Here is a 24,559-nt window from a genome sequence, read left to right as displayed (position 1 = left end):
TGGGGCACAACAATAATGATTGCAGATCTGACACGAGCCGAACGGCTCTGGGCAATGCTCATCCTGGGAGGGCTGGGCATTGTCGGGCTGGCAATGGCAGTGGCAGGTCGTGACGACCTGATTGGCATCCACGGGTGGATCGTAATGGCAGCTGGGCTAATTGGGTTCTTTATCGTGATGAGCGGCAAGGACGCGCCCGAACCCAGCGGTGACCGTCTCAATGAGTATTACGACGCACCAACGCGCGTCGGTATCATCCTGACCCTGTTGTGGGGCGTTGTGGGCATGGGCGTAGGCTTCTGGGTCGCGTCCCTGCTGGCTTGGCCAGACATGACATTCGACGCAGCCTGGGCCAGCTTTGGCCGCCTGCGTCCGGTCCATACCAGCGGCGTCATTTTCGGCTTTGGCGGCAATGCCCTGATCGCCACCTCATTTCATGTGTTGCAGCGCACCACCCGTGCTCGCCTGCCCGATCAGATCAGTCCCTGGTTTGTGCTGCTCGGCTATAATCTGTTCTGCGTGATCGCTGCCAGCGGCTATCTCATGGGCCTTACGCAGTCCAAGGAATATGCCGAGCCCGAATGGTACGCCGATATCTGGCTGGTTGTCGTCTGGGTCGTCTATTTCCTGATCTATATGCGCACACTGGCCCGCCGCAAGGAGCCCCATATCTATGTGGCAAACTGGTATTACATGGCCTTCATTCTGGTCGTGGCCATTCTGCATATCGTCAACAATCTGGCTGTACCGGTCTCGTTTGGCAGTGCCAAATCCTACTCGCTGTTCTCCGGCGTTCAGGACGCCATGACCCAGTGGTGGTATGGCCATAACGCCGTGGCCTTCTTCCTCACTGCCGGCTTTCTGGGCATGATGTACTACTATCTGCCCAAGCGGGCCGGCCGGCCCATCTTTTCCTATCGCATGTCGATCATCAGCTTCTGGGGCATCACCTTCATGTATATGTGGGCTGGTTCGCACCACCTGCACTACACAGCCCTGCCCCATTGGGTGCAGACGCTGGGCATGGCCTTCTCGCTGGTATTGCTGGTCCCATCCTGGGCTTCCGCCGGTAACGCCCTGCTCACGCTGAACGGCGCTTGGCACAAGGTGCGCGATGACGCTGTTCTGCGCTTCATGGCGCTGGCGGCCATCTTTTACGGCATTACCACTTTCGAAGGCTCGTTCATGGCCATTCGTGCGGTGAACTCACTCTCGCACTATACCGATTGGACCATTGGCCACGTTCACGCTGGCGCGCTCGGCTGGGTCGCGATGATCACCTTCGGCTCGCTCTATGCCCTGGTGCCATCAATGTGGAAGAAACCGAGCCTGTACTCCAACAAGCTGGTCGAAGTGCATTTCTGGCTCGCCCTGTCGGGCACGGTTATCTACGTCTTCGCGATGTGGAACTCGGGCGTCATCCAGGGCCTGATGTGGCGCACCTACACCGAGAGCGGTACGCTGAGCTACTCGTTCATCGACAGCCTGGTGGAGATGCACCCCTACTATATCGCGCGTGCTTTCGGTGGCCTGCTGTTTCTGCTTGGCGCCCTGGTCGCGCTCTACAACGTGGTCATGACAATCCGCATGCCCGCGACGGAGGCCGACACCATCGATCTCGAAACCCCTGCACTGCAAGCCGGAGAATAGCCTGATGTTCGGCCTTCACTACAATCTAGAACGCAGCGCCATTGGGCTTGTTGTTTTCATCGTCATCGTCGCATCGATTGGCGGCCTGATCGAGATCGCCCCCCTGTTTTCTATCGACGAGACCGTCGAAGAGGCGCCCGACATGCGCGTCTACACACCGCTCGAAGTGGCGGGGCGCAACATCTACATCCGCGAAGGCTGCTATGCCTGCCACAGCCAGATGATCCGAACCCTGCGCGATGAAGTGGAACGCTACGGACCTTATTCGCTGGCCGTGGAGAGCAGCTACGACCATCCCATGCTCTGGGGCTCCAAGCGTACAGGTCCTGACCTTGCCCGCGTGGGCAACAAGTACTCAGATGACTGGCAGACCCTTCATCTGAACAACCCACGTGACGTGGTGCCTGAATCCAAGATGCCGGCTTATCGCTGGCTGCTGCGCAACTCGTTGCGCACCGACGATCTGGGTGAACACCTGACCGCGCTACGTACCGTGGGGGTACCCTATAGCGACGAACAGATCGTCAACGCCAGCCTGGACGCTTTTGGACAGGCCAATCCCGATACGCCAGAAGGCGATGGCGTTTTTGAACGCTATGGCGACGCCACCAATGTTCGCACTTTTGATGGCGTTCCCGAACGTCTCACCGAAATGGATGCGCTGGTGGCCTATCTCCAGATCCTCGGCAACCTGACCAATGCCGCTCACCAACCCAACCAGGCGGAGGCCGAATAGATGCCCTTCGATCACGAGACAATCGTCGGCTTTTCCAAGTCGTTCGGCCTGTTTTACCTCGTCGCCCTGAGCATTATTGCACTGGTGTGGACCTATTGGCCGTCCAACAAGAAGGGGTTTGATGAAGCTGCCAAAATGCCGATCCTTGAAGAGGAGGACCGGCCATGGCGGTAGGTGAACGCGACAAGATCTCGGGGCAGATGACCACCGGGCATGAATGGAATGGCATCAAGGAACTCAACACACCCGTTCCCAAAATTCTCTATATCGTTCTGACGATCGCGGTCTGTTTTGCTGTCATCTGGACCATCCTCAATCCTAGCTGGCCTGGCATAAATGGCTATTTCCGCGGCCTTCTGGGCGTTGACCAGAAGGCAGAAGTAGCCGAGGTGGTGCAGCAGGCACAAATGGACAGGGCAACCTGGACGGATCGAATTGTGTCTGGGGACTATGCTGCAATTCAGGCTGATCCAGCCCTGATGACCATTGTACGCGAGACGGGCAATACGCTGTTTGGCGACAACTGCGCCGCCTGTCACGGCACCAGCGCAACTGGCAATCCCGGCTTCCCCAATCTGACCCAGGCCCCCACCATGTGGGGCGACGATCCAGAGATCATCGCCGAAACCATTCGCGTGGGCATCAATGGCTCCAGCGACGACACGCGCTATGCCCAGATGCTGGCGTTTGGACGCGACCAGATGCTCGAAAGCGAAGACATCAACACGGTCGTGACCTATGTGCAGGCCTTGTCACAGCCCGATCTGGCAGCGGCAACCGATCCAGAACTCCTGGCAACGGGCGCGACCATTTTTGCTGAAAATTGTGCCGCCTGTCATGGCGAGACGGCCAAGGGCCTCACTGATACCGGGGCCCCCAATCTGACAGACGCTTTCTGGATATATGGTAGCGACCGCGCTGCCATCCGCCACTCGGTCTTTGCCGGCCGCGCAGGCGTCATGCCATCCTGGGAGGGGCGCCTGACGCCCGCCGACATCAAGCTGCTGACGCTTTATGTCCTCGATCTGCGGGCCAACGCGCAATGACTGTGCCCGGTCACCTAAAGGGCGTCGACACTCGTCCGAGCGACACACGCCGCATGATGGTGGCCGTGGCCTTTGTGCTCATCGGCGTCCTGCTGGCCGCCAATGCGCACCTGGTCTACGTGGCTTTTTCCTCGCAGCCCGACTGCATCACCCATCTTCAGGACGCTGGTGAAAACGGCACTTATCGCGCCGCCAAGTCAGCTTGCTGAGACAGCCAATATCGGATCGCATCATGGCCAAGACACTGCTCCCCATTCCCGATACCGTCCCGGCGCTGCCCAAGGCCGTCGATCATAATCGCCATCTACCCGCGACCGACGCCCTTAAATGGCTCTCTCTGGGCTGGCGTGATCTGTGGACACAGCCCCTTCCCAGCCTGCTCTATGGCCTTGGTATCGCGCTGCTCTCCCTGCTGGTGATTGGCGCCATGGTCAACTTTGGCTGGGCCCAGATCCTGTTTCCTGCCCTGGCTGGATTTCTCGTGGTCGGGCCACTGCTCGCGACAGGGCTCTATGAAAAAAGCCGCCGTATTGAAGCCGGCGAAAAGGTCTCCTTCTGGGCAATGGTCTTCCCCCGCCGCGGTGGCGGAACGCACCTGCTCTATGTCGGCACTATTTTGCTCATGCTGATGTTGATCTGGGTGCGCGCCGCAGTGCTCCTCTATGCCCTGTTTTTCGGCGTGCGCCCGTTCCCCGGCTTTGACCAGATCATCAACACGCTGTTCACCACCCCTACCGGCATTGCCATGCTGCTGGTCGGTACGGCAATCGGCGGCCTTTTTGCTGCCTTTGCATTTGCGATCAGCGCCTTTTCCATCCCCATGATGCTGGACCGGCGTCTGGACGCCTTCTCGGCGATGGGCCTGTCCATGTCCTTTGTCTGGAACAACCTGCCTGCAGCGCTGCTGTGGGGCGCAATCGTGCTCGCACTGACGGCCGTTGGCCTTGGCACCGCCCTGATTGGCTTGATAATCATCTTCCCACTGCTGGGCCATGCCACCTGGCACGCTTACGCAGCCGTGCGGGACTAAAAACATGACGTGTTGCCTGCCGCCGCCAGAGTTCATCGAGGCTGTCGCGGGACCCACTCAGCCTGGCCCGGGCGATAACGAACTGCGCCTGGCCAGTCGCGATATCGGCGATGGCCTGCGCCAGACCGATTTGTCCGTGCCCTCGATCCATTGTGGCGGCTGCATTCGCAGCATCGAAAAAGCCCTGAGCGGCATCGAGGGCATCGTCTCGGCCCGGGTCAACCTGTCGACCAAACGCGTGGCCGTGCGCTGGCGCGATACCGCCGCACCACCACCCATGGTCAGGACACTGGCCGATTTGGGGTACCCCGCTAATCTGTTTGAAACCCAGGAAGAGCAGGCAGACCGCACCCTGCCTGGCCTGTTGCGCGCTTTGGCGGTATCAGCCTTTGTTTCGATGAACATCATGATGCTATCCGGTTCGGTCTGGGCTGGCGCCGATGATGCTACCCGCGACGTGCTGCACTGGATCTGCGCGGCTCTGGCCCTGCCTGCCATGCTCTATTCAGGCCGTATCTTCTATGTCTCGGCTTGGAACGCTGTTCGACATGGCCGCACCAATATGGACGTGCCCATCACCATCGGCATCACCTTGGCGTTCGCCCTGAGCTTTTATGACACCATCTTTCAGGGCGATCAGGTCTATTACGACGCCGCGGTCTCGCTGATCTTCTTCCTGCTTATTGGCCGCACGCTTGATCACGTCATGCGCGAGCGCGCTCGCAATGCGGTCAAGGGCCTGATCAAGCTGGCGCCGCGCGGCGCGTTGGTCCTCACTCAAGACGGCAACCGCGAATACCTGCCTCTGCGCGAGATCATCCCCGGCATGACCATCCTGCTGGCCGCAGGCGAACGCGTCCCCGTCGATGCTGTCGTCCTGAGCGGTCGCTCGGACCTCGACCGCAGCCTGATCAATGGGGAAAGCCTGCCTGTCGCCGCATCGGAAGGCCTCCTGCTTGAAGCGGGAACGCTCAATCTGACCGGCCCCCTCACCCTTCGGGCCCAAGCCGCCGAACAGGATTCCACGCTCGCGCAGATGGTCCGACTGATGGAAGCCGCCGAGAGCGGGCGCAACCGCTATCGGCGCATTGCTGACCGCGCAGCCGAATTCTACTCGCCCGTGGTGCACCTTGCGGCATTGGCTGCTTTTGTGGGTTGGATGGTCATCAATGGCGATCTGCATAACGCTGTTACTGTGGCCATTGCCGTGCTGATCATCACCTGCCCCTGCGCGCTCGGTCTGGCCGTGCCCATGGTGCAGGTCGTGGCCGCCCGCCGCCTGTTCGATGCTGGCATCATGGTCAAGGATGGCTCGGCCCTTGAACGGCTGGCGGAAATCGACACCATCATTTTCGACAAGACCGGCACCCTGACCCTGGGCACGCCCCAATTGCAGGATCCGGCACATATCGAACCAGCTCTACTTGGCCGCGCCGCAGCCCTGGCCAGCTATTCCCGGCATCCTTTCTCTCAGGCAATCGCCCAGGCCGGCAAAAAGGTATCGTCCGGCATTGTCTTTGACAATGTGACCGAGCACCCCGGCTCGGGCATCAAAGGCACCTTGAATGGCGACACCTTTCGCCTCGGTCGCGCCGAATGGGCCATAGCGGACAACACAGAGATCAGCGGTACAGTCCTGAGCTGCAATGGTTTTGCCGTGCACAACTTCAATTTCACCGAGACCCTTCGCCCGCGGGCCATAGATGCCGTCGCTGCATTGCAGGGTCGGGGCCTGCAGCTTGAGATCGTTTCGGGCGACCGCACGGCGCCAGTGGCAAGCGTCGCCACAGCGCTGGGCATTCCCCGCTTCGCCAGCGATATACTGCCCGGCGGCAAGACCCAAATTATTGCAGCGCTGGCTGCGCAGGGACGCAGGGTACTGATGGTGGGCGACGGCCTCAATGATGCCCCAGCTCTCACTGCGGCTCACGCCTCAATGGCACCGTCCAGTGCTGCCGATGTCGGACGTAGTGCGGCGGATTTCGTCTTCCTGCATGATGATCTCAGCGCCATCCCACTGGCACTGGCGATTGCCCGTGACGCGGGCAAGCTGGTGCAACAGAATCTGGCGCTTTCGGTTCTCTACAACGTGGTCGCCCTGCCCGTCGCTCTGGCCGGTCTGGTCACCCCCTTCCTCGCCGCAATCGCCATGTCGCTTTCGTCGATCGTGGTGGTACTGAACGCGCTGCGTCTTGGCTGGCGCGGTTACCCGCAGTTCAAGCGGCCGCCCATCGTGTCGAGCCGTCCTGCGTCAGCACTGACATGAGCGATTTCTTCTTTCTCATACCCGTTTCGATCGTACTGGGGGCTGCCGGTCTGGCAATCTTCCTGTGGACCTTGCGCGATGGCCAATATGACGACCTCGACGGCGCCGCCCAACGTATTCTCTACGAGGACGATGAGCCCCGTCAGGACCCACCTAAGTAATCCGCGCCCACCCGCTGCAGCAACGTTAGGCGGCGCGCTTTCAGGGCGACCTCATTCCCGACGGAGTGCTTCTATGGGGTTGAGACGCGCAGCCTGTCGGGCCGGGAAATATCCAAAGATCACACCAATGGCTGCAGAGAAAGCAAAGGCGCCAAACACCACGAGCGGGTCGATGATGAACGGCACATCGAGAAAACTGCCGGCAATGGCCGCCAGAGCCAGGCCCAGACCAATGCCAATAATGCCACCGAACAGCGACAACACGATCGCCTCGACGAGGAACTGCATCAAGATCTGGCGCTCTGAGGCGCCAATCGCCAGTCGAATGCCGATCTCCTTGGTGCGCTCGGTCACCGAAACCAGCATGATGTTCATGATGCCGATACCGCCCACCAGAAGACTGACGCCGGCCACCGCGGCCAGAAGACCCGTCAAAATGCCAGTCACGGTCGATAGCATGGAAGCGACCTGCTCCATGTCGAAAACATTAAAGTCGTCTTCTTCGCCCGTGGCGATCTGACGACGCTCGCGCATCAGTAGCTCAATGTCGCGAATGACCTTGGCGGTCGAGAACCCCTCCCGCACCGCGACATAGATCATGTTCACGTCGGCATTGCCGGCAATGCGGCGCTGAAAGGTGCGCAGCGGCATGATGACGATATCATCCTGATCAGAGCCGAAGCTCGAACTGCCACGTGACACGAGCACGCCAATGATCCGGCAGGAAATCTGGCCGACGCGAATAGTCTCCCCGATCGGGTCACCTGTTCCAAAGAACAGGCTGCGGGTCGTGTCGCCAATGACGCATGCGGCACTACCGGCCTGCAGCTCGCTTTCATAGAAATCCCGTCCGTATTCAATGGGCCAGTCGCGGGCGATGAAATAGCGGTTATCGGTACCCGTCACCGCAGAGCTGTGATTTTGCGCTCCAAAAACCAGTGTCATCGTGCGTGAGGCAAAGGGAGCGGCTGTCAGTGCGCCCGGAATTTGATCAGCAACCGCGTCCACATCGCGAATGGTGAAGCTGGCCGCGCTACCGCCGCCGGAGGCGGGCCCACCGGCCTCTTGACCCGGCATGACCATCAACAGATTGCTGCCCAGCTGGGCGACTTCTGTGGCGACCCTGGCGGTGGTGCCCTGCCCCAGTGTCACCATGGCAATGACCGCCGCCACACCAATCACCACGCCCAGCACGGTAAGCGATGAGCGCAGGGCATTGCGAAAGATCGCCTGAATGGCCAATCGACCGGTTTCAAGTATCATTGAGACGCCCCTTGGTCACCACATCGGACTCGATACGACCGTCGCGAAAGCTAATTAGCCGATCGGCGTACGCCGCCATGTCCGGCTCGTGGGTCACCATGACAATGGTGATTCCTTCGTCTCGATTGAGCGCGACCAGCAACTCCATGATGTCGCCCGCCATTGCCGTATCAAGATTGCCGGTCGGTTCGTCCGCCAGCACCACATCGGGCCGGCTGACTATGGCGCGCGCTATGGCCACTCTTTGCTGCTGACCGCCAGACAACTGCGATGGGTCGTGATGTTCGCGCCCGCTCAAACCGACCCTTGCCAGCGCTTCGAGCGCCATGCGTCGTCGCTGGCCTGCAGCAATACCCTGATAGATGAGCGGCAGTTCCACATTGTCGAGGGCTGACGTGCGCGCCAACAGATTATAGCCCTGGAACACAAATCCGAGGAAATTGCGCCGCAGCAGCGCACTCTGATTGCGTCCGATACAGCCGACGTCAACGCCACCGAACAGATAGCTGCCCGCGCTTGGGCTATCGAGGCAACCGATTATGTTCATGGCTGTCGACTTGCCCGAGCCGCTTGGGCCCATAATGGCGGCAAACTCCCCCCGAGCAATGGTCAGATCAATGCCGCGCAAGGCATGCACCTCGGCCTCACCAGTGCCAAAGACCTTGGTGATCCCGCGCAGTTCAATAAGGGTCTCAGCCACGTCCGGGGCGTGCGGCATCTCAGTGGGGGCAGGCATCAGGCCGGGCCCGCATCAACGATCACCCGATCGCCAATGCCAAGCTCGCCATCCAGAACGACCGTAAAGCTGCCATCACTACTGCCGGGCTGCATAAGAACGGGCACCGCTTGATCACCGCGCAGAACCCACACCGTTCGCTGCCCTGCTGGCTCCAAAGGTGGTGTTATTGGTGTGTCTGGGGTGAACCGCAATGCCGCATTGGGCACCCGCAACACACCTGCGGACTCCGCCACAATGATAGAGGCCGTTGCCGTCATGCCGGGGCGCAATAGGAGATCAGAATTGTCGACAGCTAGAATGGCCTTGTAGGTCACCACGCCGTTGACGGTCAGTGGCGCAAAGCGCAGTTCGGCAATCTCGGCCGGGAACGACATGTTCTGAAATGCCTCGACCGTAAAGCTGGCCCGATCGCCTTCGGACACCAGCCCAATATCGGCCTCGTCGATGTCGACCTGCAACTGCATGCGCGAGAGGTCTTCGGCCAGCGTGAACAGTGTTGGGGCGGAGAAAGACGCTGCCAAAATCTGGCCAACTTCGACATTGCGATCAAGAATGATCCCGTCAATGGGAGCGCAGATGCAGGCTTTGGTCAGGTTGGCTTCGTTAAGCGCCAGGTCGGCCTGCGCAATCGCGACATTGGCAGCCGCACTTTGCAGTGCAGCAGTTGCACGGGCGAAATTGGATTTGGCGCTCAGCAGCACCTGATCGGACGCTACGCCCTTGTCGGCCAGTTGCAGCGAGCGTTCATAGGCCTGATCGGTCTCATCAAGCGTTGCCCGGGCTTCGGCCACCCGGGCCTGTGCAGCGTCAACATTGGCCCGTGCACGGGTAAGGTTGGCCTCAAGGGTTGCCGTATCAAGCTGGGCCAGCACATCGCCGGATTTGACGATGTCGTTGAAGTCAAAATTGACCGATCGAACCGTGCCAGACAATTCTGTCGATATCTGCACCGTGTTTGTGGGCTCCACCGAACCGGTGGCAGTGACCGTGACAGTCACGTCGCCACTATCGATGACCTGCGTCACATATGACGGCGCGCTCTCGCCAACTGCGCCCTGCCACCAAATCCATGCCCCGCCAGCAACCGCAGCCAGCCCAACCACAATCACGGTCGGCCAGACCCATCTGTGTTGCGGCTTGGCCTGACGCAGTATGGATTCGATCTCAGCGGTTTTGGTTGGCACTCGACAACTCCCGAACTGGATCGACGCACTGCCGACCGATCAGAAGCCTAGAAGAGACTGAAGCAAGGCTTTTGACCTGCATCAAACGTCTCGCGGTTTTGAAAACCAATGATAGAGGCCAAGAGCTCCTCGCAGCCTCTTCAATCCTATTGAGACCAAAGAAATGGCGCCGGGCCAGGCATTACCCGGTCCGACGCCTGCCTCTGTTGGGAGAGACGTGCGGTTACTGCTGAGCGTCAGCCCAGCTCTTGAGCAGATCGTCGTAATTGACGGTCATGCCCTGCTCTTTTTCATCAGCGATTGCCAGCTGTGGCGCCAGATTGCCGTTGGCGACTGCATCGGCATTCCAGTAGGCCAGATCATGCTCTTCAGCGAGCACGGGGCCGAATTCGCCCTGAATGCCAGCGCGTTCGAGGCGCGACATCACCTTCTCCTGCTCTTCACACAGCGAGTCCATGGCTTCCTGAGGTGTCTTTGCGCCTGCTGCAGCATCACCAATCGCCTGCCACCAGAGCTGAGCCAGCTTTGGATAGTCAGGAACGTTGGTACCGGTTGGGGACCACTGCACACGGGCAGGCGAGCGATAGAATTCGACCAGACCACCAAGTTGTGGAGCGCGATCGGTAAAGCTCTGGTCACGGATCGTGCTTTCGCGAGCGAAAGTCAGGCCAACATGGCTTTTCTTGACGTCCACGGTCTTGGAGGTCACGAACTGCGCGTACAGCCAGGCAGCCGAGGCGCGGTCAACCGGGGTCGACTTCATCAGTGTCCAGGACCCCACGTCCTGATAGCCAAGCTTCATGCCGTCTTTCCAGTAAACGCCGTGTGGCGAAGGCGCCATACGCCATTTGGGCGTGCCGTCTTCGTTCATCACTGGCAGGCCGGGCTTGACCATGTCGGCGGTGAAGGCGGTGTACCAGAAGATCTGCTGGGCAATATTGCCCTGCGATGGCACGGGGCCGGATTCACCGAACGTCATGCCCTGCGCTTCTGGTGGCGCATAAGCCTTCAGCCAGTCGAGATACTTCTGGATCGAATAGACAGCTGCCGGTCCATTGGTGTCACCACCACGGGCGACGCAAGACCCAACAGGCTGGGATTTATCGTTGACCTTGATGCCCCATTCGTCGACGGGCAGGCCGTTGGGAATGCCCTTGTCGCCATTGCCGGCCATGGAGAGCCAGGCATCGGTGAAGCGCCAGCCCAGCGAAGGATCCTTTTTGCCGTAGTCCATGTGGCCATAGACTTCCACGCCGTCGATTTCGCGACCGGTGAAAAACTCGGCGATATCTTCATATGCCGACCAGTTCACCGGAACGCCCAGATCGTAGCCATACTTGGCCTTGAATTCCGACTTGTTGGCTTCATCGGCGAACCAGTCAGCACGGAACCAGTACAGATTGGCAAACTGCTGATCGGGCAACTGGTAGAGTTTTCCATCAGGTGCCGTCGTAAACGAGGAACCGATGAAGTCCTCGAGGTCCAGACCAGGATTGGTAACGGCAGCGCCCTCACCAGCCATCCAGTCAGTCAGATTGCGGACCTGCTGATAGCGCCAGTGGGTGCCGATCAGATCGCTGTCATTGATATAGGCGTCATAGATGTTCTCGCCCGACTGCATCTGGGTTTGCAGCTTTTCGACAACGTCGCCTTCGCCGATCAGGTCATGGGTGACCTTGATACCGGTGATATCGAAGAACGCCTGTGCCAGCGTCTTGGACTCGTATTCGTGCGTAGTCAGGGTTTCCGAGGCCACCTTGACTTCCATTCCTGCGAATGGCGCTGCGGCGTCGATGAACCACTGCATTTCGGCTTCCTGGTCGGCGCGTGACAGCGTCGACATCTCGCCGATTTCAGCGTCAAGGAATGCCTCCGCCTCCGCCATGCCGGCATAAGCCGGTGTGCCTGCAAGCATCAGGGCGAGCGTTGCAGTCGATGTAAGCAAGTTCAGTCGCATTGTAGTCCTCCCTAGTCTTTTGATTTTCGTCTGAAAGCGGCCACCATGCGGGGCCGCCCCCCATCCCCTCGCCTAGACAAAGCGGAACACGCAGATCGCGTAGACCACCGACACGGCGAGACTCCACCACAGGTTGGGCCCGATCAGCCCAAGCCATGCGAGATTGATAAAGGCACTGCCCAGCAGCGACACGAACAGGCGATCACCGCGCGTTGTTTCGAACCTGAGAATGCCCACGCGAGGGCTGCCGCCGGGAACGCGATATTCCCAGATGGCCATACCGACCAGCAGCGCAAAAATGGTGAAAAAGAACAACGCCGTCGGCCAGGTCCAGGCCATCCATGAGAAGTCCATAGCGCCCTCCTAAACCCGCCCGAGGGCAAAGCCCTTGGCGATGTAGTTGCGTACGAAATAGATGACCAAAGCACCCGGGATGATGGTCAGAACCCCGGCTGCTGCCAGCACCCCCCAATCCATCCCCGAGGCCGAAACCGTTCGAGTCATGATCGCTGAAATCGGCTTGGCGTCCGTGGTGGTCAGCGTGCGGGCCAGCAGCAGTTCGACCCAGGAGAACATGAAGCAGAAGAAAGCCACCACACCGATGCCCGAAGCAATCAGCGGCATGAAAATCTTGATGAAGAAACGCGGGAACGAGTAGCCGTCAATATAGGCGGTCTCGTCGATTTCCTTAGGCACGCCCGACATGAAGCCCTCAAGGATCCAGATCGCCAAAGGCACATTGAACAGGCAGTGCGCCAGCGCCACCGCGATATGGGTGTCGATCAGACCGAACGATGAATACAACTGGAAGAACGGCAGCGCGAACACCGCAGGCGGGGCCATGCGGTTGGTCAGCAGCCAGAAGAACAGGTGCTTGTCGCCCAAAAAGCGGTAGCGCGAGAAGGCATAGGCCGCCGGCAGCGCCACCAGCAAGGAAATCACCGTATTGAGCGCCACATAGATGATCGAGTTGATATAGCCCGAATACCAGGACGGATCGGTGAAGATCACGGCGTAATTGTGCCAGGTGAACTCGTTGGGAAACAAGGTGAAGGATGCAGTGATTTCCTGATTGGTCTTGAAACTCATATTGACCAGCCAGTAGATCGGCAGCAGCAGAAACACGATGTAGATGGTGGGGATCAGCCAGGAATAGCTGACTGTCCGCGGACGGCGACTGATAACGCCACCACCCTGTTGCGTTTGGTCCAAGGCAGCATTGCTCATCGGGGCGGCAGCGCCCATTGCAGGATCACTCATCGGTCGTCTCCCTGCCCCAGATTGGTCATGACGGTGTAGAACACCCAGCTCATCAGCAGCACGATCATGAAGTAGATCAGCGACATCGCGGCAGCAGGGCCAAGGTCAAACTGCCCAATTGCTATCTTCACCAGATCAATGGACAGGAAGGTCGTCGAATTGCCCGGCCCGCCGCCCGTCACCACGAAGGGCTCGGTGTAGATCATGAACGAATCCATGAAGCGCAGCAGCACGGCGATCAGCAGCACGCGTTGCATCTTGGGCAGTTGAATGAACCGGAAGACCGACCAGCGCGAGGCGCCATCAATTTTGGCTGCTTGGTAATAGGCATCCGGGATCGAGACCAGACCGGCATAGCAAAGCAGTACGACAAGGCTGGTCCAGTGCCAGACGTCCATCAGCACCACCGTTACCCAGGCATCAAAAGGGTCCTGCACATAGTTGTAGTCGATACCCAGCCCAGCCAGCGTATGGCCAAGCAAGCCAATATCGACACGGCCGAATACCTGCCAGATGGTCCCCACCACGTTCCACGGGATCAGCAATGGCAGCGACATCAGCACCAGACAGACCGTCACCCCCAGACCCTTTTTGGGCATGTTGAGCGCAATCAGGATGCCCAGCGGCACTTCAATGGCCAGGATCAGACCGGAAAAAATCAGATTGCGCCCCAGCGCATTCCAGAAGCGATCCGAGTGCAGCACTTCCTCAAACCACTCCAGCCCCGCCCAGAAGAACTGGTTATTGCCGAAAGTGTCCTGCACCGAATAGTTGACCACCGTCATCAGCGGAATGATCGCCGAGAATGCCACCAGCACCAGCATCGGCAGCACCAGAAACCAGGCTCTGTTGTTCCAGCTTCTTTCCATGATCAGCCCCTCAATTCCTGGCGCCAGGAATTGGCGTAGATATTGATGCCCTTCGGATCGAAGGTGATGTGTGGATCAGCAGGGATCTCACCGTGTTCAGGAACTATGGCGGCCAGATCGAGACCGTCGAGCCGGGCCCGCACGATCTTGTGGCGACCGATATCCTCCACCGCATGAATCGTGATCGGCAGCCCTTGGCGCCCAACTTGGACATACTCCGGTCGAACACCGAGTTCGGTCTTTGCACCCGCTTCGACCCTGGCTGAGCCGGGCAGATCAACGCTCTGATTGCCAAGGCGCGCCACGGCGCCGTCCAAGGCTACCGGAAACACATTCATGCCGGGCGAGCCGATGAAATAACCAACAAAGGTATGGCTTGGGCGCTCGAACAGTTCCGACGGCGTGCCGATTTGCACGATAACTCCTTCATACATCACCATCACCTTGTCAGCGAAGGTCAGCGCCTCGGTCTGATCGTGGGTGACATAGACCATGGTGTGGCCAAAGCGCTTGTGCAGCTGCTTGAGCTGGCTGCGCAGCACCCATTTCATGTGCGGATCGATCACCGTGAGTGGTTCATCGAACAGGATGGCGTTGACGTCAGAGCGCACCAGACCACGGCCCAGCGAGATTTTCTGCTTCTGATCAGCGGTCAGGCCGCGCGCCTTCCGATGCGCCAGATCAGACAGATCGATCATCTCAAGCGTCTCGGTGACCTTGCGCTTGATATCGTCCTCGGCGAACCGCCGGTTTCGCAACGGAAACGCCAGATTATCGTACACCGTCATGGTGTCGTAGATCACGGGGAACTGGAAAACCTGAGCGATGTTGCGTTGTTCAGGCGTCAGCGCCGTCACATCCTTGCCGTCGAACAGAATACGGCCGCGCGAGGGGTGAACCAGCCCCGAAATAATGTTCAGCAGGCTGGTCTTGCCACACCCTGAGGGACCGAGCAGGGCGTAGGCGCCGCCATCATCCCATTGGTGATGGACTTCCTTGAGCGCAAAGTCGGCATCGTTTTTGGGGTTGGGGAGATAGGAGTGGCGGATATGGTCGAGATCAATTCGTGCCATTGCATGCCTCCCCTGTAGCGTCTGGTTGGCTGGTGGTCACGGAACGCCCCTGCTCGTCGAAGACCAGCAGCAATTGCGGGTCCAGAAAGACTTCAATCTGTGAATCGACATCAAAGTCATGGACACCCGAGGTCAGCATGACCCAGCGCGCATCGGCATAGCGCAAATGCACAAAGCTCTCTGATCCGGTAATTTCCATGGCCGTCACACTGGCCTTGATTGCCACCGATGCGGCATTGGCGGGGGTCAGCGATAAATGATGTGGCTGGAAGCCAATCGTGTAGGTACCATCAGGGATGCTCACCAGATGCGGCGGCACGGCAAAGCCGAAGCCCCCCTCAATCTGAAACGACGTGCCCGCCTTGCGCATGGTAATGATATTGAGCGGCGGGTCGGAAAAGGTCTTCGCTGTGATCAGGTCACGCGGCTGCCGGAAAACATCGATGGTCTTGCCGAACTGGGTGATACGCCCCTCCGACAGGGTGGCCGTATTGCCGCCCAGCAAGAGCGCCTCCGATGGTTCGGTCGTAGCGTAGACGAAGATCGTGCCAGCCTCAGCAAAGATGCGCGGCAGTTCCGCGCGCAGTTCTTCGCGCAATTTGTAATCGAGATTGGCAAGTGGCTCATCAAGCAGCACCAGACCGGCATTCTTGACAATGGCACGCGCCAGCGCGCAGCGCTGTTGCTGACCACCCGACAGGTTCAACGGTGTCCGCTGCAGGTAGGGTGTCAGCTTCATCAGTTCGGCGGCGCTCTGTACCGCTTCGTCGATCGCCTTTTTGTCGGCCCCGGCCACGCGCATCGGCGAGGCAATATTCTCATAGACCGTCATGGTGGGGTAGTTGATGAACTGCTGAAACACCATGGCGATGTCACGCTTCTGTGGTGGCACCCCCGTCACATCGACACCGTCAAAGCTCAGTCGGCCATGTGTAGGCTTGTCCAACCCTGCCATCAGGCGCATCAAGCTGGTCTTGCCCGACAATGTCGGGCCCAGCAGCACGTTCAGCGTCCCGCGCTCAAGCTTTAGCGACACATCGCTGATATGGGTCTGTGCGCCGACCACCTTGGTAATGCTGTCGAGTTCGAGCAAGCTCTTGATCCTTTCCAACCAGCTAGGCCGGCGTCGCAAACGCCAATCAGTGCCAGGTAGCAGTCGAGTTACGCGGCGCAGCCCATCGTGTCCGATGTGCCAGGCCGGAGGCGGCTTACAATCGTTTCGCGGATCTGCGCCCATCCCCGGGCAACCGCGGAACGCATGTCATCTGCACTGAGATCGGGTCCAAAATGCTGGCCAGGATCACCGTGGTCTGCAGCAAGTTCCGACACGGCGTTCGCCGCAGCGCCAAAAGGTGCCAAGCGTGCGGGGTCGGGTAGATCAATCAAACCATACGCCTGAGCAGCGGACTTGACGACAGCCGCAATGCGAAATGTGAAGACCCTGACATTGGGCGATACAGCCGGCCTTGGCCGCGCCGGACTGGAACACCCGACAACGGCGTCACCATCGGCAAATACGCCATGGGCGCAAGTGCAAACCATTAATTCCTCCCGGCCGCCCGGCGCTGGTTATCCAGTCATCTCGAGCACAATCCGAGCTAATACGAAACCAAATCGAGTGTCAATCGAAACCAAATATGCCGCGCATTATCACCATTAAGAAACCAAACGCGCATTCACGGCCGACACTGCATTTCGGCACTCCCTCCGGATCCGGCACCGATTTTGATGTTTGCGATCAGATGGTTGAGGTCACATTCGCTTTGAACGCCCCTCCAATTGCAGCACCGAGAGCCGTGCTGCGGACCTCTTGATACCTTCTCACCACCCAACAAAAAGGCCCCACACCATCGCTGAACGGTGTGGGACCCATCGCTATTCGTAGTGCGTGCCTTGCAGCTCAGACAGTGCCGCTCAATGAACCTTCGAGCACAGCCAGTTCCTGCCCACCAGCCATCAGGTCCTGCAACTCCTCGGAGCTGATTTCACCCCGCGGCGCGGTGCCGAGCGTCTTGCCGCGGTTGAGGACGGTGAACCGGTCCCCAACGGCCATCGCGTGGCGCACATTATGGGTGATGAACACCACAGCCACGCCCTTCTTGCGCACCTTGTCGATGGTCGCCAGCACATTGGAGGTCTGCCGCACACCCAGCGCCGAGGTCGGTTCGTCGAGGATCAGCACCCGGGCGCCGAAATATACCGCGCGCGCGATTGCTACGGTCTGGCGCTCGCCACCCGAAAGCGTCCCCACCGCCTGATCCGGCCCGCGCAGATTGATGCCCATCTTGCGCATTTCGCTCATGGTGACCTCATTGGCCAGATCATGGTCGAAGAACTTGAAAGGCCCCCGCCCCGTCAGGGGCTCGTTGCCCATGAAGAAGTTGCGGCTGATCGACATCAGCGGGATCATCGCAAGATCCTGATACACAGTGGCGATGCCGGCATCGATGGCATCGCGTGGCGTGGTGAAGTTCATCGGCGCACCATCGAGCAGGATCTCGCCCTTGGTTGGCTTGTGCACTCCAGACATGGTCTTGATGAAGGTCGACTTGCCGGCCCCATTGTCCCCAAGCAGGCAATGACATTCGCCGGCCATCACCTCAAGCGAGACCCCGGCCAGAGCGATAATCTGGCCAAAGTGCTTCTCGATATTCTTCATCTCGATAACGGGTTTGGTCATCCTAGCGCTCCCCGGTAATCAGGCGGCGGATATAGGTGTTCAACACCACAGCCAGCAGAAGAATAAGGCCCAGGAACACCCGGAACAGCGAACTTTCGACGCCAGCAAAAAACAATCCCTGCTGCACGACGCCAAAAATCAGCGCGCCAAGCCCTGCCCCGATAATCGAGCCATAGCCGCCGGTCAGCAAAGCGCCGCCGATCACCACTGAAATAATCGCCTCGAACTCCTTGAGCACCCCGCGGTCGGCGCCCGCAGAACCGAACTCCATGACCTGACACGTTGCCAGCACGGTGGCGCAGAAGGCCGTGAAAACGAACATCAGGATTTTGACGCGATTGACCGGCACACCAACATAGCTGGCCGCCCGGGCGTCACCGCCAGAAGCGTAGATCCAGTTGCCGAAACGGGTGCGAGTCAGCAGCACATGAGCAAACACGATCAACACCAGGGCCCACACAACCAGTGCGGGAATCCCGTCCACAATGGGTTTTCCGGCATTGATCCCGCGGTCATAGACCTCGATCCAGCCATTATCGCCCATCCACGAGAAGAGCGGCTGCAGGATTTTACCCCCAAACAGCGAGGCAACCCAATCGCCCTCCGCCGCCTCGCGAATGCCACCAATGATGGTTTTACGCTCGAGCGTCTGTGGCACGAAAATCGTAAAGCCACGCAGAATGAACAACAGCGCCAGCGTAACGATGAAACTGGGCAGCCCTGTCTTGACCACGATGAAACCGTTCAGCGCGCCAATAGCCAGACAGACCCCGAATGTCACCAGGATCGCGGCCCACATGGGCCAACCAAAGGTGACAGCCAACAGCGCGATCGACATGCCGGCAAAACCGATCATCGAGCCAATCGACAGGTCAAACTCACCCGCAATCATCAGCAGGCAGGCGCCTACCGCGATAATGGCAAACTGCGCTGACACGGTGGACCAGTTCAAAATGCCCGCCGCCGAGAACATCCCTGAATCGGAAGCCAGCAAGGCAAACATAGCGAATACCACCATGGTGCCAAATATGGCGCCCAGTTCAGGCCTCAGCAGTGCCTTGCGCAAAGGCGACGTAGATTTGACGCGTTCGTCGTCTGAACCAGATTGTACCGGATCCGACATGCTAACCCTCCCCAATATGAAAAGGGCGGCTAATCAATAGCCGCCCCATCTCGATAGCTAGCGGTACTCACCAGCGTACTTTTCAACCATTTCGAGGCCGTCCTTGGTGACAAAACCGGGGCCCGAATTGATGTTATTGCCTGGCAGAACGCCATACCGATCATAATTGGTCATGATCACCACTGGCAGGTAGGCCTGCAGGAAGGGCTGCTGGTCGATACCCCACTCGATAACGCCGGACTTGATGGCGTTGACGATTTCGGTGCCCAGATCGAAAGTACCGAAGTAGATTTCGCCAGCCATGCCGTTTTCTTCAAGCGCCAGGATTGTCGGATCAGCCGAGGTTGGGCCAAGCGTGATGATCGCATCAACGCCGGGATTGGCCGAAAGGTAGGCCATCACGCGGTTCTTGATTTCAGCTGGATCCTGGCCAACGTCGATCATCGACTCGCCCAGATCAATACCAAGACCATCAGCAAATCCACGGCAGCGCTCAGCCACCGCAGCGTTGGAGATCACGTGGTTCACACAGACGAAACTCTCAACACCATCGCCCTTGGCACGCAGACCGGCAGCATAGCCCGCATCGTACTCAGGCTGCCCCACAAACATCAGCGCGCCAACTTCGCGTGCCTGTTCTGCAGAGCCTGAATTAATGATGATGACATTGATGCCCTGATCGACCGCGGCACGGATGGGGCCACTGAGCACGTCATAATCGGCCAGTGTGGTGATGATCCCGTTGGGCCCTGAGGCAGCGGCCTGATCGATGATCCGGGCCATGTCGCCAAGATCGCCTGTTGGCGGATTGCGGTACTCGACCTCAACACCCATCTGCTCGCCCGCAAGCGCCACGCCATTTTTGATTGTATTCCACCAGCTATCGGAGTCCGGTGCATGGCTGACCAGAATGTACTTCTCACCTTCGGCTTGCGCCACAGTCGCTGAGGCGAGTGGGGCAACCGCAACCAGGGCCGTCAGCGCGAGGGCCTTAAACATCGACTTCATAAATTCCTCCCAGAATTTTCTTCGGCGTTCCGTCCAGGGAAGGCAGCGTTTCTCCACCTTCTGTTAATCAGTAATACACACCGGAACCGTATTTGCAATCGGTTGCAAAATTTCTCATACTATCGATACTGAACCCGTCGGGAGTTTTGCTGTAAGTAGCGTGGGCTTAGTTCGTGTGGAGATGACGCAATGATACCGACGCTCAAGGACGTGGCTGAACGCGCCGGGGTTTCCCGTTCGGCCGTCTCGCGTTGCTTCACCGAAGGCGCGTCGGTCTCCAAGAAGATGCGCATCAAGGTTGAGAAGGCCGCCGCCGAACTTGGCTACAGCCCAAATTTTCTGGCGCGCAGCCTGACCACCCGCCGCACCAAGCTCATCGGTCTGGTGGTCAGCAACTTCAAGAACCCGTTCTTCCTGCAGGTGTTCGACCTGTTCACCCTGGGACTCCAGGAACGAGGCCTGAGGCCGCTGCTGGTAAACCTATCCAATGAGACCGACCCGGCACACTCTGTACAGATGCTGCGGCAATACTCAGTAGACGGCGTCATTGTTGCATCGTCCACACTGCCCCAGGATTTCGCCAAGGCGTTCCGCGCTGCGGCAATACCGGTCGTGCACACTTTCGGGCAGAAGTCGGGATCGCCCGAAGTTCATGTCGTGGGCATCGACAATGAATATTGCGGCCAGATGGCCGCCCAGGAATTCCTGGCGCGTGGCTACACAAATGTAGGCTTTCTGGGCGGTCCCGAGACGGCCTCATCGACCAGGGATCGCTGGCAGGGTTTCGCCACCGAGCTGCGCAAACACACCAATGTCAGGGCGTCCTGCACTTACGCAAAGGCCTATAGCTTTCCCGCGGGACGCGAAGCGATGACCAAACTGCTCGCAGAGAAACCAGCACAGGCCTATTTCTGTGCCGACGACGTCATCTCGCTGGGCGCTCTGAGCGCCATGCGCGACGCTGGGCTGCGCGTACCCCACGATATTGGCGTACTGGGCCTGAACGATATGGAAATAGCCGGCTGGGAATCGGTCAACCTGACCACCATTCATCAGCCCGTCGAAGACATCGTCAATTCCTCGATCGAGCTGATCGAGTCCTTGCTGGCAAACCCGGATCGACGCCCCGAGGCGCGCACCTTTGCCTGTCGGATTGTAGAGCGCGGGACCTTGCGACCCCGCACTTGAAAGTTCACCTAATCGCGAAACATGGGCGGCCGCGCATCAACCCACTCGCCCTGCCCCTTGGCCGACACAACGGCCCCATGAACAGCTGCCATGGACCGCAAACCATCCACTGCCAGTGGACACAGTGAAGCGGCAGGATCGGCCGCACGCCCCTCCTTGGTCGCGCTGATCATCTCGGCCAGGTCCGAGTAAATATTGGCAAAAGCAAGCGGCATACCCTCGGCGTGCCCGACAGTGACCCGGCTTGAGCGATCAGCCTCCGGGGACAGATTGGCCTCGCCCCGCTCGATGATCTGCACCCGACCTCCAAGGGGCGTCCAATAGAGTTGATTGGGCTGCTCCTGCGCCCAGTGCAAGCCGCCGGTTTCGCCGAACACCTGGATGGTCAGGCCGTGCTGGCGGCCGATCGCCACCGACGATGTCCACAACCGGCCCACGGCACCACCATTCATGCGGAAATTGACCATCGCGTCGTCTTCCAGAACGCGTGACTCGATGCACGAGGCAAAGTCGGCCGACAGCTTGTCGACTTCCTGGCCGGTAACGAAACTCGCCATATGCAGCGCATGGATACCGCAATCGGCAAACTGCGCCGAAACGCCAGCCTGCGCTGGATCATAGCGCCAGCGCACCCGGGGATTGTCGGCATCGGCGGCGTTGGCGTGATGGCCATGCGCGAACTCGGCAACCACCAGCCGAACCTTGCCCAGATCGCCGCGAGCCACCATGGCCCGCATATGGCGCACCAGCGAATACCCGGTATAGCCGTAATTGACCGCGCAGATTTTGCCCGACGCGGCGGCAGTGCGGACGATATCTTCGCCCTCCGCCACCGTCATGGTCATTGGCTTCTCGCACAGCACGTGAAAACCGGCTTCAAGAAACGCCTTGGTGATTTCGTAATGCGTCGCGTTGGGCGTCGCCACGGTGACCAGATCAACGCGGTCTTCGCGCGCGCTCTCGCCGGCCAGCATTTCGCGCCAGTCGCCATAAGCCCGATCAGGCGCGATACCCAAGGTCTGCGCATAGGCGCGTCCGGCATCGGCATTGTGATCGAGCGCGCCAGCGACAAAGGAAAACGCCCCGTCCAGCCCCGAACCCAGCCGGTGGGCAGGGCCGATCTGGCTGCCTTGCCCGCCACCAATCATGCCCCAGTTCAGCTTCTTCATGTAACTATTCCCTAGTTGAACCCGATGGATTCCAGATATTGGCGATTGGCTTGAGCGTCCTTGATGGGCAGCGTGTCACCGAGCGGATCGCAATCCTGCTCCACCGTGCACCAGCCATCAAAATTGTTCTGCAACAGGATGTCACGCACAGCTGGAAAATCCACATCCCCCTGCCCCAGACTGCAGAAAATCCCTTGCCCGCAGGCATCGTAAAAACCCGTGCGGTTGGCGATGACATCGCGCTTCACCACCGGGTCGATATCCTTGAAGTGCATATAGGACACCCGTCCGATATGGCGCCTGAGAAAGGCCACCGGGTCAAACCCGGCATAGGAATGATGCCCGGTATCAAAGCAGATCTTGAGAATATTCTCGTCGACTTCATCGAGCAGGCGCTCAAGCTCTGGTTCAAAATCCATAAAGCCCGCCGCATGGGCGTGGATACCAACCGTGAGCCCGTATTCCTCCGTCCCCATGCGCGCGATGGCTGCGAACTTGTCGCGGTAGGCAACCCATTCAGCCGCATCCATTTGCTCGGCCTCACCAGCGCGACCTGCGGTGGGAGCACGCCGCGGCGAGATCGAGTCGATCAGCACCAGATGCTGCGCCCCATGCGCCGAAAGCGCCTTGCAGGTCCGAACGGCTGCGTCTTGCACTTCATCCCATGCAGCCGGATCGTGGAAGGGTCGGAAGACCACCCCACCCACCAGTTCCAGACCGAACTCATCAAGCGCCGCGCCCAGTACAGCAGGGTCTTCGGGCATATAGCCGACCGGTCCCAGCTCAATGCCCTTATAGCCCGCTTCCGCGCATTCCTGCAGCACCTTGCGCCAGGGCGGATTGCCCGCCCCATCGGCAAATTCAATGCCCCAGGAACAGGGCGCATTGGCGATTTTGATAGTCATGACTAAACCTCTCCCAGGCGTCAGTCCGCCGGTACAGAAACCCATTTCTTGTTCGCGCTCGACACATGCGCCGCCGCAACGATTTGGTTGACGGCGAGCCCGTCCGCAAAGGTCGGCCAGACCGGCTTGCCGGTGTCGATCGCCTTGAGAAAGTCGCGCGCCTCGATGATGATCTGGTCCTGATAGCCCGTGCCGTGTCCCGGCCCCTGACAAAACGCCAGATAGTCCGGATGGCTTGGCCCGATCAGGATCTTGCGAAAGCCTCGTTCGGCCTCCCGGTCGGCGCTGTCATAGAGCCAGAGCGCGTTCTGGTCCTCCTGATCAAACCGGATAGACCCCTTGGTCCCGACCACTTCATAGGCGTAGCCCATCTTCCGACCGCTCGCGATCCGGCTGAAGAACATGTGACCCATGGCACCATTGGTGAAGCGACACATCATCTGTGCCTGATCATCATTGCTCACTGACACCGGCCCCTTGGGACCAGGCCGGCTCTGATGCACTGTTTCCACTTCTGCAATCAGGCCATCAATCGGACCAATCAGCGCCAATGCTGCATTGATCATATGCGGCGCCAGATCGCCCATTGTGCCATTGGCCTGGCCTTCCGTGCGCCATGACGCAGGCGCCTGCGGATCCGCATAAAAATCCTCGGTATGTTCGCCCCGGAACCAGGTGAGCGTGCCGATGCGACCTTCGGCGATCAGCCGTCTGGCAAATTGCGAGGCTGGCGTGCGGATATAGTTGAATCCCACCATATTGATCGCGCCGCTGGCCGCAGCGGCCGCGGTCATCGACGCGCTCTCGGCCAGGCTGGCGCCCATTGGCTTTTCACAGAACACCGGCTTGCCCAGTGCGAATGCCGCTTCAGCGATGGCCTGATGGGTTTCCTGTGGTGAGGCGATCATGATGGCCTCGACCATTGGATCTTCCACCAGCGTGGGCCAATCCGCGGTGGCGCGGGCAAAGCCGAAGGCGCGGCGATACCGCTCGGCGCTGGCCGGACTGGCAGCACAGACCATCTCCAGCCGCGGCCGCAAGGCGGTGTCAAACACCGCGCCGACTGCAGCCATGGCAACGGCATGCGCCTTGCCCATATAGCCGCCACCAACAATGCCGATTCCAATTTCGGTCATCCCAGACCCCCTCATCCGGTTTGGTGTTTACCTGCAATTTGCTTGCAACCGGTTGCAAAACTTGTATTCTAACCACCGATATCGCGTCAACTGGCAAACGCTGTGGCGCGCACTGA

General features: G+C 59.3%; 24 protein-coding genes. 9 read left to right on the top strand and 15 right to left on the bottom strand.

Annotated elements, in window-relative coordinates; translation table 11 throughout:
- The first annotated feature begins 15 nt into the window (after positions 1 to 15).
- From ccoN to ccoS, 8 genes are read left to right on the top strand one after another with little or no spacing between them, the layout of a single operon-like run.
- The gene (gene ccoN / locus AC0L37_RS07995; RefSeq protein ID WP_282221500.1) at positions 16 to 1,650 is read left to right on the top strand and encodes a cytochrome-c oxidase, cbb3-type subunit I; all 1,635 of its coding nucleotides are present in this window, start codon (positions 16 to 18) and stop codon (positions 1,648 to 1,650) included.
- Positions 1,651 to 1,654: 4 nt separating this feature from the next.
- A complete protein-coding gene (ccoO, locus tag AC0L37_RS07990) occupies positions 1,655 to 2,386 on the top strand; it encodes a cytochrome-c oxidase, cbb3-type subunit II (RefSeq protein ID WP_212657855.1) in 732 nt (243 codons plus the stop codon).
- Positions 2,387 to 2,560: a cbb3-type cytochrome c oxidase subunit 3 gene (locus AC0L37_RS07985; protein ID WP_212657854.1), complete on the top strand. Its 174-nt coding sequence runs from the start codon at positions 2,387 to 2,389 to the stop codon at positions 2,558 to 2,560.
- Positions 2,551 to 3,432, top strand: coding sequence for a cytochrome-c oxidase, cbb3-type subunit III (ccoP, locus tag AC0L37_RS07980; protein WP_282221501.1), 882 nt, complete (start codon positions 2,551 to 2,553; stop codon positions 3,430 to 3,432). Before AC0L37_RS07985 ends, ccoP begins: the two co-directional genes overlap by 10 nt.
- Complete coding sequence (locus AC0L37_RS07975; RefSeq protein ID WP_269368547.1) at positions 3,429 to 3,641, top strand: hypothetical protein; 213 nt, start codon at positions 3,429 to 3,431, stop codon at positions 3,639 to 3,641. The genes ccoP and AC0L37_RS07975 overlap by 4 nt, the downstream gene beginning before the upstream one ends.
- Positions 3,642 to 3,664: 23 nt before the next feature.
- Entirely contained in the window at positions 3,665 to 4,462 is a 798-nt protein-coding gene (locus tag AC0L37_RS07970; protein ID WP_282221502.1) for a DUF2189 domain-containing protein, read from the top strand.
- Between the two features lie 4 nt (positions 4,463 to 4,466).
- Positions 4,467 to 6,728 carry a heavy metal translocating P-type ATPase gene (locus AC0L37_RS07965; protein WP_282221503.1) on the top strand — a complete coding sequence of 754 codons (2,262 nt, stop codon included), beginning with the start codon at positions 4,467 to 4,469 and terminating at the stop codon, positions 6,726 to 6,728.
- Entirely contained in the window at positions 6,725 to 6,889 is a 165-nt protein-coding gene (gene ccoS / locus AC0L37_RS07960; protein ID WP_282221504.1) for a cbb3-type cytochrome oxidase assembly protein CcoS, read from the top strand. The genes AC0L37_RS07965 and ccoS overlap by 4 nt, the downstream gene beginning before the upstream one ends.
- Positions 6,890 to 6,940: 51 nt before the next feature.
- On the opposite strand, the gene AC0L37_RS07955 is transcribed toward ccoS, so the two are convergent.
- The 12 genes from AC0L37_RS07955 to AC0L37_RS07900 form a co-directional block, all read right to left on the bottom strand.
- Positions 6,941 to 8,152, bottom strand: coding sequence for an ABC transporter permease (locus tag AC0L37_RS07955; RefSeq protein ID WP_282221505.1), 1,212 nt, complete (start codon positions 8,150 to 8,152; stop codon positions 6,941 to 6,943).
- A complete protein-coding gene (locus AC0L37_RS07950; protein ID WP_473315017.1) occupies positions 8,142 to 8,888 on the bottom strand; it encodes an ABC transporter ATP-binding protein in 747 nt (248 codons plus the stop codon). The genes AC0L37_RS07955 and AC0L37_RS07950 overlap by 11 nt, the downstream gene beginning before the upstream one ends.
- The gene (locus AC0L37_RS07945; protein WP_269368551.1) at positions 8,888 to 10,075 is read right to left on the bottom strand and encodes an efflux RND transporter periplasmic adaptor subunit; all 1,188 of its coding nucleotides are present in this window, start codon (positions 10,073 to 10,075) and stop codon (positions 8,888 to 8,890) included. The genes AC0L37_RS07950 and AC0L37_RS07945 overlap by 1 nt, the downstream gene beginning before the upstream one ends.
- A gap of 223 nt (positions 10,076 to 10,298) precedes the next feature.
- Positions 10,299 to 12,032 (bottom strand): ABC transporter substrate-binding protein, encoded by a 1,734-nt coding sequence (locus AC0L37_RS07940; protein WP_212657847.1) that lies wholly within the window; start codon positions 12,030 to 12,032, stop codon positions 10,299 to 10,301.
- Positions 12,033 to 12,104: 72 nt separating this feature from the next.
- On the bottom strand, positions 12,105 to 12,386 hold the full coding sequence (locus AC0L37_RS07935; RefSeq protein WP_269368553.1) for a DUF2160 domain-containing protein: 282 nt from the start codon (positions 12,384 to 12,386) through the stop codon (positions 12,105 to 12,107).
- 9 nt (positions 12,387 to 12,395) lie between these two features.
- Complete coding sequence (locus AC0L37_RS07930) at positions 12,396 to 13,292, bottom strand: carbohydrate ABC transporter permease (RefSeq protein WP_427857057.1); 897 nt, start codon at positions 13,290 to 13,292, stop codon at positions 12,396 to 12,398.
- Positions 13,289 to 14,161 (bottom strand): carbohydrate ABC transporter permease, encoded by an 873-nt coding sequence (locus AC0L37_RS07925; RefSeq protein ID WP_212657845.1) that lies wholly within the window; start codon positions 14,159 to 14,161, stop codon positions 13,289 to 13,291. Before AC0L37_RS07925 ends, AC0L37_RS07930 begins: the two co-directional genes overlap by 4 nt.
- Before the next feature lie 2 nt (positions 14,162 to 14,163).
- Positions 14,164 to 15,234: an ABC transporter ATP-binding protein gene (locus AC0L37_RS07920; protein ID WP_282221506.1), complete on the bottom strand. Its 1,071-nt coding sequence runs from the start codon at positions 15,232 to 15,234 to the stop codon at positions 14,164 to 14,166.
- On the bottom strand, positions 15,221 to 16,327 hold the full coding sequence (locus tag AC0L37_RS07915) for an ABC transporter ATP-binding protein (RefSeq protein ID WP_473315007.1): 1,107 nt from the start codon (positions 16,325 to 16,327) through the stop codon (positions 15,221 to 15,223). The genes AC0L37_RS07920 and AC0L37_RS07915 overlap by 14 nt, the downstream gene beginning before the upstream one ends.
- 807 nt (positions 16,328 to 17,134) lie before the next feature.
- The gene (locus AC0L37_RS07910) at positions 17,135 to 17,914 is read right to left on the bottom strand and encodes an ATP-binding cassette domain-containing protein (protein WP_282221507.1); all 780 of its coding nucleotides are present in this window, start codon (positions 17,912 to 17,914) and stop codon (positions 17,135 to 17,137) included.
- A 1-nt stretch (position 17,915) separates the two neighbouring features.
- Positions 17,916 to 19,037, bottom strand: coding sequence for an ABC transporter permease (locus tag AC0L37_RS07905; RefSeq protein ID WP_269368557.1), 1,122 nt, complete (start codon positions 19,035 to 19,037; stop codon positions 17,916 to 17,918).
- A gap of 57 nt (positions 19,038 to 19,094) precedes the next feature.
- The gene (locus AC0L37_RS07900) at positions 19,095 to 20,045 is read right to left on the bottom strand and encodes a sugar ABC transporter substrate-binding protein (RefSeq protein WP_282221508.1); all 951 of its coding nucleotides are present in this window, start codon (positions 20,043 to 20,045) and stop codon (positions 19,095 to 19,097) included.
- A 189-nt stretch (positions 20,046 to 20,234) separates the two neighbouring features.
- Between AC0L37_RS07900 and AC0L37_RS07895 the strand changes: the two genes are divergently transcribed.
- On the top strand, positions 20,235 to 21,233 hold the full coding sequence (locus AC0L37_RS07895; RefSeq protein WP_282221509.1) for a LacI family DNA-binding transcriptional regulator: 999 nt from the start codon (positions 20,235 to 20,237) through the stop codon (positions 21,231 to 21,233).
- 8 nt (positions 21,234 to 21,241) lie between these two features.
- On the opposite strand, the gene AC0L37_RS07890 is transcribed toward AC0L37_RS07895, so the two are convergent.
- From AC0L37_RS07890 to AC0L37_RS07880, 3 genes are read right to left on the bottom strand one after another with little or no spacing between them, the layout of a single operon-like run.
- Entirely contained in the window at positions 21,242 to 22,402 is a 1,161-nt protein-coding gene (locus AC0L37_RS07890; RefSeq protein WP_282221510.1) for a Gfo/Idh/MocA family protein, read from the bottom strand.
- Positions 22,403 to 22,413: 11 nt separating this feature from the next.
- Positions 22,414 to 23,307 (bottom strand): TIM barrel protein, encoded by an 894-nt coding sequence (locus AC0L37_RS07885; RefSeq protein WP_282221511.1) that lies wholly within the window; start codon positions 23,305 to 23,307, stop codon positions 22,414 to 22,416.
- A 20-nt stretch (positions 23,308 to 23,327) separates the two neighbouring features.
- Complete coding sequence (locus AC0L37_RS07880; protein ID WP_282221512.1) at positions 23,328 to 24,443, bottom strand: Gfo/Idh/MocA family protein; 1,116 nt, start codon at positions 24,441 to 24,443, stop codon at positions 23,328 to 23,330.
- Positions 24,444 to 24,559 lie beyond the last annotated feature (116 nt).

This window comes from Devosia sp. J2-20 (assembly GCF_055808475.1).
Note: the sequence above shows the minus strand (reverse complement) of the source record. Positions and strands in the feature narration are given on the sequence as shown.